This is a genomic window from Epilithonimonas hungarica (genome assembly GCF_900102265.1).
Classification (GTDB): Bacteria; Bacteroidota; Bacteroidia; order Flavobacteriales; family Weeksellaceae; genus Epilithonimonas; species Epilithonimonas hungarica.
Window position 1 is genome coordinate 333,537 of record NZ_FNBH01000003.1, and the last position, 14,649, is coordinate 348,185.

Consider the following 14,649-nt stretch of genomic DNA (forward strand, 5'->3'; position numbering starts at 1 on the left):
AACTTCGCTGTCGAAATCATTTTGGAATGAAAAACGGGCTTTGTTAATCTTCTAAGTTATGAATAAATGTTCTAATAAAGACAAATCCCATAGCCCCGATTGCAGTGGAAATCCTTTTTTGCGTTTACCAACAGTTCTATTTAAAGGAGACGTCTTGCAAAAAAGATTGCAACGGAAAGCGGGAAATAGCTCCTAAAAAATATTCAAAAAATACTCTTCGAAGTTGTTATTTAGCTCTTAAAAATTTATTTTAAAATCCCTATTTTTGTACTATGGAAAAAGTGGTATTGGTAAATCCGAATGATGAAGTTTTAGGACAAATGGAAAAAATGCAGGCGCATGAAAATGGGCTTTTGCATCGTGCATTTTCGGTGTTTTTATTCAATGAAAAGGGAGAAATGATCTTGCAGAAACGTGCCAATGAAAAATACCACTCACCCAACCAATGGACCAATGCATGTTGCTCACACCCAAGAATCGAGGAATCTTATCTGGATGCAGCGAAAAGACGTATCAAAGAGGAATTGGGAATCGATTGTGAGCTGACGGAGAAATTCCATTTCATCTATAAAGCGGATGTTGGAGATGGGCTTTGGGAACACGAATTGGATCATGTCTTCACAGGAAACTTTGATGGGGAATTTAATTTAAATCCTGAGGAAGTGTCTGAAATCCGATATGTTTCCATCTCTGATTTGCAACAGGAAATAGCTGAAAATCCGGAAAACTTTACAGAATGGTTTAAAATCATTTGGGCGGAGTATCGCAATCAGCTGAATTAATTAAAAAACTCGCAGATTTGGCAGATAAAGCAGATTTTTTTAAGCTGCAAAATTAGCTGGATTTGTGAGAGAAATATTTTTCATTTTCCCACTTATAAGTTTTAGATTTCAAAGTCTGATCATTTACTTGAAAATATTCCTTAACTTTATTATCAAATCTTACGCATATGAAAGCTTTGGTAATTGGTGCAACCGGCGCTACAGGAAACGACCTCGTGAATCAACTTTGCCAGGATCCTGATTTTGATGAAATTGATATTTTTGTGAGGAGACGTTCTGATTTTCATAATGAAAAAGTCAAAGCGCACATCGTAGATTTTGACCAGCCTGATGAATGGAAACATCTTGTGAAAGGTGATGTTGTTTTTTCCTGTCTCGGAACAACTTTGAAAACTGCCGGAAGTAAGGATAACCAGTGGAAAATCGATTACGACTATCAATATCAGTTTGCGAAAGCAGCGAAAGAAAATCAAGTAGATGATTATATTTTGGTTTCTGCTTACGGCGCAAATCCGGATTCCAAAATCTTCTATTCCCGAATGAAAGGAGAACTGGAGGAAGCTGTTAAAAATTTACATTTTCCAAAAACGACGATCTTCAAACCCGGTATGCTGGAACGAAAAAACACTGACAGAAACGGTGAGGTCTATGGTTTGAAAATAATTAAATTTCTAAATAAATTCGGATTTTTCAAAAGTCAGCAACCACTTCCAACTTCTGTTCTGGCAAAAGCTATGATTGTGGCCTCAAAGATAAAATCCAATAGTTTTTCAGAAATCAAGCTTCATAGTATTTTCAGTTTTGCAGAGAAGAAAACGCAATAATTCTGGCTAATATCATTATGTTATAGATCTTCCTGAAAATGAGTTTGGTCCATTTTTATTGATAATTCAGTTATTTCACTCTGAAATTCTGCAACTGCTCAGGTTTATCGCAACAAACTTGCTCCATAACTTGTCTAAACTGCATTTTCAGCATTTCGATGATATGGTCGCCTCCTTTGTTTCCCAAAGCGCCAACAGCATACATAAAAGTACGCCCCATAAAAGTAAATTCCGCGCCACAACTCAAAGCTCGGGCAACATCCGGACCAGTTCTTACACCACTGTCCATCATTATTTTGATTTGATTTTTATATTTATCGCTGATTTCTTTTACAACAGCAATCGTGGATTCTCCTGCATCCAGCTGCCTTCCACCGTGATTGGAAATGATCATTCCGTCGAAACCTAAACGTACTGCTTCTTCCGCATCTTCATCGGAAGCAACACCTTTAATGACCAGTTTTCCTTTCCATTTATCACGGATGGCTTTGATCCTGTCTGGATTTAATCTGCCAGAAAAAGTGGAATTCATGAACTGTCCCAGCTGTTTCACGTTCATATTCTTATCCATATATTTCTCCATCGTTTTAAAACTTGGAACACCATGTTTCAGCATTTCCAGACACCATTGTGGTTTTGCCAAAGCCTGGGAAACATTTCTAAAATTCAATTGCGGAGGCATCGCCAAACCATTTCTGATCTCCTTAGCTCTGTAACCGAAAGTCGGAACATCAGAAAGGACGACCAAAACGTCATATCCAGAAGCTTCACAACGATCGAGAATATCGTCTCTCAACCACTCTTCCCTTGGATGATACAATTGATACCAAGCTTTCCCTTCCGTTAATTCAGCAATTCTTTCGATACTGCTTGTTGTAACTGTGCTTAGAATAAAAGGGATGTTATGTTTGAAAGCTGCTTTTGCAAGAATCTCTGGCGCATTCGGCCACATCAATCCTTGTAAACCAACAGGCGAGATGCCAAAAGGAGCTGAATATTTCACGCCAAACAATTCGGTTTCCATATTGGCTTCAGCATAAGTATTATTCAAATAACGCGGTCGGAGCAGAACGTCTCTTAATTCGCTTGTGTTCCTGTCTCTGTTGATATTTTCATTACAGCCTCCATCAAGATACTCAAATGCAAAACGAGGCATTCTTTTTTTAGCTCTTTCGATCAACAATTCAAGCGACGCATATCTGATATCAAATGGAAATGACATAATCTATAAATTAAAAATTAAAGGCTGCAACACATTCATCTTATAATGTTGCTGCAAAAAAGTTTCATCGATTTCTTTATTAGAGATCACCATTGCGGCGCCTAAAGCAGAACCCAGCGGAGAATGTGTTGACATCACACTGTAATGCTGGAAATGATGGGACATCAGTTTCATAAAAACATCATTATCGGTAAAGCCTCCATCTATGTAAATGGTCTCAATTTCGGAATTTCCAATGGCATTTTTAATCGTATGAATCTGTAGGTCCATCAATTCTATCATTAATTGATGATAAGCTTCTTCAAACGTCGGAAACGAATTCAGATCTGTTTCACTGATCATTTTTCGTTTTAATGAGATTCCTTCAAAACGAAAATAAACGGCTTTATGCTTCATCAAACGTAGGTACAAATCCTGGTCAAAACGCACTTCCCTGTGGAATCCGTATTCTTTTCCGTAATGGGCACACAATTTTTCAACTTGGATCCTATATTCATTTCCCATAAAAAACCGCGAAGCTTTTACGCGTTTACCATCAACACGCATATAATTCAGACAATTATTTTCGATGTCCTCATACGTCAGACTTTCATCATTGAAAGGATTAAGAGAAATACTCCAAGTTCCTGTTGAAACCAATAAAAATGGATTCTTTTTGCTCAAAATATAAGGCAATAATGCAGAAGAACTGTCGTGAATTCCTACGCCAATCTTTATCTTTTGACCTTTATAAGAAGTATTGATACTTGCTGATGTCGGAACAATCGGTGGTAACAATGCATCTACTTCCTCTTCATAAACCCAATCATGATAATCATTCTTATCATAATCCCACAAATTGGTGTGACAGCCGATTGAAGTAAACTCGGAAACACATAATCCTGTGAACAAGTACGATAAATATTGGGGTAAATGAAGACTGTAACGTATTTTTTTGAAAACTTCCGGATGTTTGTATTTCAGCCAAAACAATTGCATTCCGGAGTTTAGCATTCCAGACTGTGGAGAAGCTGTTTCGCGGGCAATTTTCAGTTTGTCGCCATGTTTTTCGTAGAATAGATCAAGAATCTCCTGCTCCATCGGTTTTGTATAATTGTACAATGGCGTCAGAACATTTCCTTTCTGGTCCAGATGAACCAGGCTCGCACCGTAACTGGAAAAATTGATTGTTTTCACTTCATAATCTTTATTATCCAATATCGAATGAAAATTATCTTTTATCCAGTTTTGTAATGCTATGATGTCTTCTGTAGGATAACCATCTTCATCCGTTGTCAGTGGTAATTCTGTATATTCCCGAACAACTTCTTTATAATTTTTATCAAATAAAAAGAACTTTTTATTGGTCTTTCCAATATCAAATACGATGCTTACCTTCTTCTTTTTGGACATCCTTGCAATGAATTATTTTGAATATTAAAGTAGTTTCGAATTCCATCTCAGAACTATTCTAATAATTGGTTTAAAATTTTTAAAAACCATTAAGGAGCTTTTAGGTCTAGGAAAACTAAATTCTGCCTTAATGGTCGTAAAGAATAAATTACTTATAATAAAAACCTTTAATTCTTAAAAGTTGAAATTATCAATTTTAAATAGGACCTTACAATCCTGTTGCCTTGGTATCGAAACCTCTTTCGGAGATCAATGTTTCTCTTACTTTCAGATTTCTGTAAGCTGAGATCGGGTCAAGTGCGGCTCCGGTTTTCAATCTTGCTGCTTTCAATAACGGACGAACATCCGTTCTGTAAGCATTCTGCAAAATCTCCTGTGCACGAACAACATCGTTGTTTGATTGTGCATCTTTCAATGCTTTTTGGTCAACTAAAAGTGCCTGTGCGTAAGCAATTAAAATCGCCTCCAAAGACTGGATCAAATCCTCCAAAGGGTCTTTGACATTATGACTCGCATCAATCATCCAAGCCGGATAAGGATTCTGAGGATTATTTTCGATTCCGTAAACCAGTTCATTGAAAATCAAGAACAATGCATAAGGTTTGATTGAACCTACCGTCAGATCATCATCTCCATATTTGCTGTCATTGAAATGGAAACCACCTAATTTCCCTTTATACATCAAGGTTGCAACAATCTGCTCAATATTTGAATTGGGTAAATGGTGTCCCAGATCAACCAAAGTATAAGCTCTATCTCCACAAGCATTTGCCAGCATAAAAGACGTTCCCCAATCCTGGATCGTGGTCGAATAGAAATTAGGTTCGTAAGGTTTGTATTCGATGAACAATTTCCAATCTTCCGGCATTCCTGCGTAGATTTCTTTCAAGCTTTGTTCAGTTTTAGACAAAGCTGTCTGGAAATTCAGCTGTCCTGGAAAACTTGCGCCGTCCGCTAACCAAACCGTTAAACTTTTTGAGTCTAATTCTTTTCCGATTCTGATAACTTCTTTGTTATGTTCTACCGCATAAGCTCTTGAATCTTCGTTAACAGTATTCAAAGAACCAAATTTGTAAGAATGTTTTGCATTCGGCTGGTCTTGGAAAGTGTTAGAATTCATTGCGTCAAAAACAAGTCCGTGAGAAACTGCTTTTTCTTTAATTGCCTTCACATCACTTGGAATATCCCAAGGAATATGAAGGGAAATCGCTCCGGCAGAGTGTGTAAGCGCGTGAATCAAGCCAACATCATCCAGTTTTTGCTCCAAAGATGAAGGTTCTCCTCCGTAAGAAAATCTTCCGAAACGAGTTCCTCCAGCTCCCAAAGCCCAACTTGGAATGGCTACCTGAAAATCAGCGATCTTATCAACAATCTCGGAAACATTTGCCCCCGATCTTGTCAATTTGTTCTGCAGATAATCAAAATCTGAATCAAAGTTCTCGACTTCTCCTTTGTTGTATTGTTCAATAATATCTTTTCCTATGATCATAATATCTTTAATTTTTTAAAAAAGAAAGCCTGCCCATGAACAGGCCTCCCAATTAATAAATTACTTTTTAATTTTATCTTGGAAAGGCATTTGCCATTCCGCCATCTACGTTGATGATGTTTCCTGTCGTTTTATCTAAAATGGCGACACAAGCAAATACGCCATTTGCAATATCTTCCGGAAGAATGATCTCGTTTAACAAGTTTCTTTTTGCATAGAACGCAGGCAAATCTTCAACAGAGATCCCATTTGCTTTTGCACGACCTTCTGCCCATTTCCCTTCCCAAATTTTACTTCCAACGATAACGCCGTCAGGATTAACAACATTCACACGGATTTTATCACCTGCCAATTCTGCCGCCAATAAGCGGGTCATATGCTGTTGAGCTGCTTTTGCAGTTCCGTAAGCTACGTTGTTTGGACCGGCTACCAATCCGTTTTTACTTGCGATATTTACGATGTTTCCGCCTAAACCCTGTTTTCTGATAACTTCAACACCAAATTTAGACATTAAGAACTGACCTTTCACTAAAACATTTTCCAATAAATCCCAATCTTGTAAAGTGGTCTCTTCTAATGATTTAGAAATTGCCAAACCAGCTGAATGAACAATGATATCCACTCCACCGAAAGCCAAAACAGTTTCATTGAAAGCTCTGGCTATTGCTTCATCGCTCGTCACATCGCACTGAACTGCAATTGCTTGGTCTTTGCTGTATTTTTCAGTAACAGATTCAACAGCTTTCTGATCAAGGTCTGTGAAAACGACGACAGCACCTTCAGCCACCATTTTGTCTGCAATAGCTTGTCCGATTCCACCTCCGGCTCCGGTTACGATCGCTATTTTCCTTGACAATGGCTTCTCTTTTGGCATTCTCTGAAGTTTTGCTTCTTCCAACAACCAATATTCTATGTCAAAAGCTTCCTGTCTTGGCAGTGAAGTGTATTCAGAAATGGCTTCTGCCCCACGCATTACGTTGATCGCATTGACATAGAATTCACTTGCAACACGAGTCGTTTGTTTATCTTTTGAGAAACTGAACATTCCAACTCCAGGGTAAATAATGATCACCGGATTCGGGTCACGCATTGCAGGACTGTTCTGATGTTTACAAGTCTCGTAATATTCTTTGTACTCTTTTCTGTATTGTTGGAAAAGTGGATTCAATTTTTCAAGAATAACTTTGGAATCAGACAGATCTTCATTTTTATCTAAAGTCAATATCAAGGGCTGTATCTTGGTTCTCAGGAAATGGTCCGGACAAGATGTTCCAAGCGGAGCCAAGCGTTCCAGATCATTGCTGTTGATATATTCCAAAACAACATCGCTGTCTGTGAAATGACCCACCATTCTATTCTCAGATGAAGCTAAACCTCTCAACAAAGGCATGATCTGAGCGGCTTTTGCTTTACGTTCTTCTGCAGGGAGAGATTCTACTTTTTGCCCCCCGAAAACCTGGCCGTTTTCTGCTATTTTCTTATTGATATAATCAGAAGCCGTTTCGATAACTTCCAAACTATTAATGTAACATTCATATGAAGTATCGCCCCAAGTAAATAATCCATGACTACCTAATACGATTCCTCTGATTCCCGGATTGTCATTTAAACATTTTTCCAATTGTAATCCCAGATCAAAACCTGGTTTTTGCCAAGGAACCCAACCCATTGTATCTCCCCAGATTTCTTTTGTAATTGCTTCGCTGTCTTTTGCTGCTGCGACTGCGATCAAAGCATCCGGATGAAGGTGGTCTATATGTTTGAACGGAAGCAAACCGTGGAGAGGCGTATCAATTGAAGGAGCTTTACTGTCCAGATCAAAAATACAGTGATTGAAAAGTCCAACCATTCTATCTTCATCTGCCAAGCCCTCATAAACATTTTTAAGATTTCTTAATCTTTCGGTATAAAGACCTGCAATTCCTTTTCTGGTTAAAGTTCCAATGTCACCGCCCGAACCCTTCACCCACATTACTTCAACTTCTTCATTAGTCAAAGGGTCTTTTTCAATAGTTTTACAGCTTGTGTTTCCTCCTCCATAATTTGTGATTCTAAGATCTGCTCCCAGTATGTTTGAACGGTACAAAAATAAAGCAACTTGGTCGTCTCCAAATGATGATGCTTTTTCTTCATCCCACAAATAATCTACATATTTAAATGTTCTTACGTTTTCCATTTTTATATTTCTAAATTTTTCATCAAAATTAGATGGTTGGATTTTCAACGGCATCCCGTACTATACTGATGAATCCTAGATTTAAAGTTAATTTAAAATAAGATTCAGCTTCAATCCGACGATTATTGATATCAAATCCAACCCTTTCTAATTTGTAAAATATTAATAGCCTGGCAATTGGGTCAGATTTGGATTATCTATCATTGGGTGTCCTGCAGATGCGGCTGCGAAAGGCAACAGTTCTGTTTTATTGGTCTGGAAACCGAAGAAAAGACCATCGTTGGCAGACTCTACCCAACCCGGATACGCATTTCCATTCTCAGCATAACCAAACGGCTTAGAATACATATTGTTACCCATTCCCAAAACATTGAATCCTGCTCCAAACCCTACTGCTTTTCTCGCATTGCCATTAAACGTACTGGTGTATGCTTCAAACATCTGTGTAGGATACCATTTATCATCTGTCGAAATAGGCTGTCCATGTGCTGCTACAATCGCTCTTAATGCTGTTTGATAAGCTGCATAATTTGCTGAACTGGTAGGAACGTTTTTGATGGTAGCAATTTCCGTTGGGTCGGTGATGTCAATGTAAGGTAGTGCTAAGAATGGATCACCATAAACCTGGGAATTTTTATGAAACTTATAGAGTCTGTAAGTGGCCACATTAGCATATTTACCAACTCTTCTGGTCAAATCCTTCATGTCCTGTCTTGTCGCCTCGATTTCAGTCGTTAAGCTATTCGTTCTGATAAGGTCTGTACGGAGCATAAACTCGCCGGCAAACTCCCATTTTCTTTCCTGAACAATCGCCTTTAAAAACTCAGTTTGTCCGGAAGGTAATGGCAATGAACCAATACCAGCTCTTGTACGAATGGCTGTCAATGCAGCGTTTGCAGCAGCTGTAGGACCATTGTTAAGATAATTTTGAGTCTCCGCATACATCAATAGAACATCGGCATATCTCAGTAATGGAATATTAAGGTTTCTGTCAGCAGCGGCCTGTGGCTCAACACACCAGGACAATCTGAATTTTCCAGGCATTATTGCAGAATAAGTAGTTCCTACATCTACAAATGTATCACCTGCAGCTCCGGCTTCCAGGAAGTAGACACTGTAAGAAGTACAAGTCACATCTCTACGGGTATCATTTTGGTTGAATGAAAGATAGTATGACGGCAATATCATCTGCTGGGAAGAACGTGAACCGAAAACGCCATTCTTATACCCCGGATGCGCATAGACCTGGAATGCCGAATTGGTATTCTGACCCAATGATGCGACATGCCAAAGCATTTCGGAATTGACCGCACCGAAATTTCGGCGATCAAAGTTGAACCATAATGTCTCGAAGCCGCTTTTTCCACCTTGGCTTTGAACGAGACTTTTGGTACCGCCATTAATGATAGCTGCACAAGCATTATCTGCAATCTGATAAAGTTCCCTTACTCTTGTATTGTCCGAACGGCGGGAAACCACACCTGGGTTGGAAGTGTTCAGCTCCCAACGAAGCGAATAACCCGCAGCATAAAGTGCAATTCTTGCAAGCAGTGCATTGACACCTTCTTTAGACAAACGTTCTGTGGTCCCGAAACCGCTGGCTGCCAATGTAGGAACAGTCACTGATGCTTCCTGCAAATCGCCTACAATTCTGTCATAGATTTCATCGCGAGAGGCACGTTTTGGATAGAATGTATTTTCATCATTCGGGTCCAGTGTTTCCAATGGCTCAAATACCGAAGGTACGTCGCCATAAATCCTAATCAGGTTATAATAACAAAAAGCACGGATGGACTTAGCCTCACCAATCAAGGCGTCACGTTTTTCACTTGCAGGCATTTTCCCTAATTGATACACTGCAATATTGGTTCGCTCGATGACAGCATACATAGCAGAGTAGATCCCTGTTACCGTAAATGGTGTGTAAGCGTCATAATTGTAATTACAAACATTATATTTTGAATTATTGAGCGCTTCAACAGAATGGTTCACTGTGTCACCTGCGCCCAATTGATAGAACATCTCTGTGGGAACCAGACCTCTGTAGCATCCCAATACGAACATCTCAGCGGTCTGCAGGTCTTGAAAAACCAAATCCGAATCTGCTGTGTTGTAAGCCGGCTGGTCCAGAAAATCTTCATTACAGGAGTTGGTTGCCAAAACAGCCAAAACCATTGACGACATTACAAGCGTCTTTTTTAAAAATCTATGTTGGATAAATATATTTTTCATTTTAAATCAATTTAAAAAAATTAAAATGTTAAGTTAATTCCAAGTACGTAACTTCTGGACCTTGGATAAGTAGAACTGTCATAGCCTGGTGTCACAGCCACGCCACTTGCAGCAGAAACCTCCGGGTCAAAACCGGAATAACCTGTTATCGTAGCTAAGTTATTCACTGTAACATAAATTCTGGCATTGGTTACCATAATGTCTCTCAGGAAATTTTTAGGTAAAGAATAGCCTAAGGTCAGCTGCGCAATTCTAAGATAGGAACCATCTTCTACATAATACGATGACGGATAAGTGATGGTCTGTGTATTAGTATTGCTAAGACTCCAAAGTCTTGAATCTTCATTAGGGTTAAGTTCTTTCAATCTGGCAAGGTTCATTGTCTGCTGTCCAGTATTTGGGTCGATCAGATGATAGAAATTAGTCCCGAATTCCGACGGAACGTTCTGAAACAAGGCATATGGACTTAAACTATGTTTAGTAGCATTGTACACATCGCCACCAACGCTGAATTTCATAAATACTGCTAAGTCAAAACCTTTGTAAGAAAAGTTATTGCTCATTCCTCCGATGAAATCTGGCGTTGCGTCACCAATCTTCACCATCTTTCTTGTGAATTGGTCTCCTGCTTCATTATCAGCAGCAAACTTGATATCTCCTGGCTTGGGTGTTCCCGTTGCTGGTTTCACCACACCATCTTTAAGAGTCAATGAACCATTGGCGTTCTGGATGAAATCATCCGTTGTGTAGATTCCCTGATAAACATAGCCATACATCTCACCAAGCTGTTCACCAACTGTTGCATAATAGGTAACCACACCTGCTCTGTTGCTTCCAACGCTGAACGTTCTGGAATTTCTTCCCCGCTCTAATGAAAGTACTTTGGAACGGTTATGACCGATGTTGAAATCTGTGGACCATCTGAAATTGTCAGACCTCCAGTTGATTGTGTTCAATGTAAACTCGACACCACGATTTCTCATATTTCCAATATTTTGATATTGTCTGGAGTATCCTGACGATGTCGGAAGAACCGCTTCTAGAAGCATTCCATCTACAATATTATTATACCACTCAGATGTCAGTTTAATTCTACTATTGAATAAGGCTAGATCGACACCGACATTCGTTGTCTTCATTTCTTCCCATTTCAGATTTTGATTTCCAAGATTGGAACTCGTCACGTAAACTGGTGTTCCCGGCGTGTTGTTCATAGGATAATCCGTAATGGAATAAGTCGTTTTAAAGAGATTGTTTCCGATATCATTATTCCCTGTCACACCGTATTCAACTCTGAATTTTAGATCATTAATTGTATTTGTGATTTTGGAATTCTGCCAGAAACTCTCCTGGGATGTTCGCCAGGCTGCGGCTACTGATGGAAAAATACCCCATTTATTATTCGGTCCAAACTTTGATGACCCATCCCTTCTAATAGTGGCTGTTAATAGATATCTATCATCGTAGTTATAGTTAACCCTTCCAAAGTAAGACATCAAAGAATTACTACTTCTGTCGGTAGATTTACCAGAAACTGTTGCTGTGGAAATATCATCCAGCCCAAAGTTAGGAAAAGGAAATTTTATCAGAGACAGATTATTGCTTTCTGATTGGGAATATACGAGTTCCTGACCGATCAATGCATTAAGCTTATGCTTATCTCCAAATGTATTGTTATAAGTTACCGTATTCGTAATCTGGTAACCGTAGGATTCGCTGTTTCCTATTTTTCCATTGATTCCCGTAGTTGTCGGGTCTGTAAGATTTGCCCTGGAGTTCTCATCGGAGAAAGAAGTTGATTTGGTGTTTTTCCAATTATATTGTCCAGCCGTTCTGAAGGTAAAATTCTTCAAAAAGTCAATTTCTATTCCTGCATTCGCTACAAAGTTTCTTGTGCGTGCATTGGAAGTGGAAGCCTGAAGTTCCACAAACGGGTTTTCTGTATCAAAACTCGGGTCCAATGCAGTAAAATCCCCGTACGTTTGCGTATTGAAAAGCTGGTCCAGACTGAAACGCGTCCCACCAATGATCGGCTGAAGCAAAATCTTCTTCATCCCGGAGTAAGCACCACCACCATTAAGCGAATTGGAATTGAAAACGGTATTGAAATCTACCCTTACGCCTTTGTACAACTCAGATTTAATATTTGCTCTCAAAGAGTTTCTGGTCTCACTGAAATTGCTTAGCAAGCCGTCTTGTTTATTGTAATTATAACTGACAAATGCCTGTGTCTTTTCAGTCCCAACAGAAAAATTAAAGTTATGATTGGTGGTCACTCCGGAACCGCCAAGCATTTTTTCCTGCCAATCCAGCGTGGGTGCATTAGCATATCTTTCGCTGATTCTGTTGAACACACCTGTGTAGAAACCTTGGGATTCAGGCGGTAGATTATTATCAAAATAATTGCTCCACTGGGCAGTTCTTCCGGCCAAGTTAGCCATTTCGTACTGATATTTCACATAATCTTCTGCATTAGAAAGCATATCCAATCTTTTGGACAATGTATCGAATGAGGTGAAGTTGTTATAGTTGATAATAGTTTTTCCCTTTTTTCCGCCTTTAGTTTTGATGACGATAATACCATTGGAACCACGTGCACCGTAAATAGCGATGGCAGATGCACCTTTTAGCACATCAATACTTTCAATGTCATTTGGGTTGATGACATTCAGGGCATTGTCCAGCTGGAATCCATCCACAATGTAAAGCGGCTCCGTGCCTTGCGTGATGGAAGCACCTCCACGAATGGTAACATTGGCACTGGCACCAGGCGCACCACTTGCTGTAACGATATTAAGACCAGCTGCCCTGCCTTGCAGCGCCTGTAAAGCGTTCATTGCTGGTGTAGCTGCAAGTTCTTTTGCGGAAACAGATGACACCGAACCTGTAAGGTCGGACTTCTTAACCGTTCCATAACCGATGACCACCACTTCATCAATAACTTTGGTACTGACCTGTGCAGTATCGCTGACCGTTTCTTGACCAGCAAGAAAAGCAGACGAAAGCAAAAATGCCGGAAAAACGATTCCCTTTATTGCTTTGTGTTTAATGATTAAAGACATATGTTAATTTTTAGTAATATTAAATTAATACCGCCAAAGTACATTGTTAGGAAAAGTTTGGCATCCTGCAATATCCTGCATTATCAATTTATTAATTTATCATAATTTTTTAAAGTATATTTACACAAATAAAGTCAAAAACAAATTATAGTATTTAAAAAATGTTAATATTTTTTGAAAATAAAAACCAGAGTAAGCTTTATGTATTTTGGATTGAATTGATTATATTTTTCTGAATTCCATATTAATTTCAAAAAAAGACACTGATAAAAATCAGTGCCTTCTATTAACTTGATTTGAAATTAGAATTGTATCATATCTTTTCATAAAATATTAGAAAAAAACGACTTAAATTGTTTTAATTGTTATCGTAAAGAATTGCCATAACCCACAATCAAAATCGAGATGAACATCACCAACATCCCAATAACAATTGTTGAGATGGTCTTCTTGGAAACGCCTTTCCATTCTTTGATAATCACGCCCCAAAGATTTGCAATAAGGATGATGAATGCCATGTGTAAAATCCATGAGCTTGGACCATTGCCCATCTTGCTCTCTCCCATTCCATAAAAGAAAAATTGTAAAAACCACATCGTTCCAGCTAATGCACAGAAAATAATATTCTTTACAACCGGAACATTTTTCTTGATATAATCGGTATAAGATCTATTCTTAAATGAAAGGTAAAGACATCCGATAAGATTTGAAGCCATTCCGCCCCAAAGGACGACAACGTAGGTTACATTATTTTGAAAGAGGAATTCTCCCTGATCCGGATTTGCTAGTTTCCATGCTTCGTTTGCAACCGTGGCCATTGGTTTTCCAGCCTCCAGTCCGAAATTGAAACAAGCACTGAGAACTCCGGAAATAATAGCAACGATAAGTCCCAAACCAAATTTATATTCGGTTTTAGATTCTACACCATGAGGGTCGATGGAACTGGTTTGGAGTTCCTTATCCTTCATAACACCAGCTTTTCCACTGATGATAATCCCGACAATACAAATTAACAATCCCAGAAGAACCATTCTTCCCCAATCGCTGGAAAGCATTAAACCAATATTATCTTTTCCTGCCTGCGGATTAAATTCATAAAAAATGGAAGGAAGAAGCGAACCTATCACCATAGTAAGTCCCAACATGATACTGCTTCCAAGTGCAACGCCTAGGTAACGAACACCTAAACCATACATAAAACCACCAATTCCCCACAGTGCTCCGAATAAAAATGTCAGTCCTAAAATCGATGAGCTTTCATTTTTAATAATTTCCCAAAAATCAGGAATTGTAAGAAAAGCGGCCAAAGGTGGAACAATAATCCATGAAAAGACACCACCGATCAACCAAAAAGTTTCCCACTGCCACCCTTTCACCTTTTTATAAGGTAAGTAAAAACTGCCAGAAGAAAAACCTCCTAAAAAATGGAAAATAACTCCTAATAATGCATTCATAATTATCGTATTGCTT

Annotated in this window: 9 protein-coding genes; 2 read left to right on the top strand and 7 right to left on the bottom strand. The window is 38.8% G+C overall.

Going from position 1 to position 14,649, the window contains the following annotated elements:
- Nucleotides 1-272: 272 nt before the first annotated feature.
- Together idi and BLT30_RS13370 are read left to right on the top strand one after the other, a co-directional pair.
- Entirely contained in the window at nucleotides 273-782 is a 510-nt protein-coding gene (idi, locus tag BLT30_RS13365) for an isopentenyl-diphosphate Delta-isomerase (RefSeq protein WP_089874038.1), read from the top strand.
- 167 nt (nucleotides 783-949) lie between these two features.
- Nucleotides 950-1,606, top strand: a complete 657-nt coding sequence (locus BLT30_RS13370; protein WP_089874039.1) for an NAD(P)H-binding protein — start codon at nucleotides 950-952, stop codon at nucleotides 1,604-1,606.
- A 70-nt stretch (nucleotides 1,607-1,676) separates the two neighbouring features.
- On the opposite strand, the gene BLT30_RS13375 is transcribed toward BLT30_RS13370, so the two are convergent.
- From BLT30_RS13375 to rhaT, 7 genes are all read right to left on the bottom strand, one after another.
- Nucleotides 1,677-2,828, bottom strand: a complete 1,152-nt coding sequence (locus BLT30_RS13375) for an alpha-hydroxy acid oxidase (protein ID WP_089874040.1) — start codon at nucleotides 2,826-2,828, stop codon at nucleotides 1,677-1,679.
- 3 nt (nucleotides 2,829-2,831) lie between these two features.
- Nucleotides 2,832-4,220: an FGGY-family carbohydrate kinase gene (locus tag BLT30_RS13380; RefSeq protein ID WP_089874041.1), complete on the bottom strand. Its 1,389-nt coding sequence runs from the start codon at nucleotides 4,218-4,220 to the stop codon at nucleotides 2,832-2,834.
- Between the two features lie 208 nt (nucleotides 4,221-4,428).
- Nucleotides 4,429-5,709 (bottom strand): sugar isomerase, encoded by a 1,281-nt coding sequence (locus tag BLT30_RS13385; protein ID WP_089874042.1) that lies wholly within the window; start codon nucleotides 5,707-5,709, stop codon nucleotides 4,429-4,431.
- Nucleotides 5,710-5,782: 73 nt separating this feature from the next.
- On the bottom strand, nucleotides 5,783-7,885 hold the full coding sequence (locus BLT30_RS13390) for a bifunctional aldolase/short-chain dehydrogenase (protein ID WP_089874350.1): 2,103 nt from the start codon (nucleotides 7,883-7,885) through the stop codon (nucleotides 5,783-5,785).
- 162 nt (nucleotides 7,886-8,047) lie between these two features.
- Nucleotides 8,048-10,117: a RagB/SusD family nutrient uptake outer membrane protein gene (locus tag BLT30_RS13395; RefSeq protein ID WP_089874043.1), complete on the bottom strand. Its 2,070-nt coding sequence runs from the start codon at nucleotides 10,115-10,117 to the stop codon at nucleotides 8,048-8,050.
- Between the two features lie 20 nt (nucleotides 10,118-10,137).
- Nucleotides 10,138-13,179 (bottom strand): SusC/RagA family TonB-linked outer membrane protein, encoded by a 3,042-nt coding sequence (locus tag BLT30_RS13400; protein ID WP_089874044.1) that lies wholly within the window; start codon nucleotides 13,177-13,179, stop codon nucleotides 10,138-10,140.
- A gap of 365 nt (nucleotides 13,180-13,544) precedes the next feature.
- Entirely contained in the window at nucleotides 13,545-14,633 is a 1,089-nt protein-coding gene (rhaT, locus tag BLT30_RS13405) for an L-rhamnose/proton symporter RhaT (protein WP_089874045.1), read from the bottom strand.
- Nucleotides 14,634-14,649 lie beyond the last annotated feature (16 nt).

Coding starts and splice junctions, on each gene's coding strand:
- BLT30_RS13395 (WP_089874043.1), bottom strand. CDS start 10,117: ATGAAAAATATATTTATCCAACATAGATTTTTAAAAAAGACGCTTGTA.
- BLT30_RS13390 (WP_089874350.1), bottom strand. CDS start 7,885: ATGGAAAACGTAAGAACATTTAAATATGTAGATTATTTGTGGGATGAA.
- BLT30_RS13400 (WP_089874044.1), bottom strand. CDS start 13,179: ATGTCTTTAATCATTAAACACAAAGCAATAAAGGGAATCGTTTTTCCG.
- idi (WP_089874038.1), top strand. CDS start 273: ATGGAAAAAGTGGTATTGGTAAATCCGAATGATGAAGTTTTAGGACAA.
- BLT30_RS13385 (WP_089874042.1), bottom strand. CDS start 5,709: ATGATCATAGGAAAAGATATTATTGAACAATACAACAAAGGAGAAGTC.
- BLT30_RS13375 (WP_089874040.1), bottom strand. CDS start 2,828: ATGTCATTTCCATTTGATATCAGATATGCGTCGCTTGAATTGTTGATC.
- BLT30_RS13380 (WP_089874041.1), bottom strand. CDS start 4,220: ATGTCCAAAAAGAAGAAGGTAAGCATCGTATTTGATATTGGAAAGACC.
- rhaT (WP_089874045.1), bottom strand. CDS start 14,633: ATGAATGCATTATTAGGAGTTATTTTCCATTTTTTAGGAGGTTTTTCT.
- BLT30_RS13370 (WP_089874039.1), top strand. CDS start 950: ATGAAAGCTTTGGTAATTGGTGCAACCGGCGCTACAGGAAACGACCTC.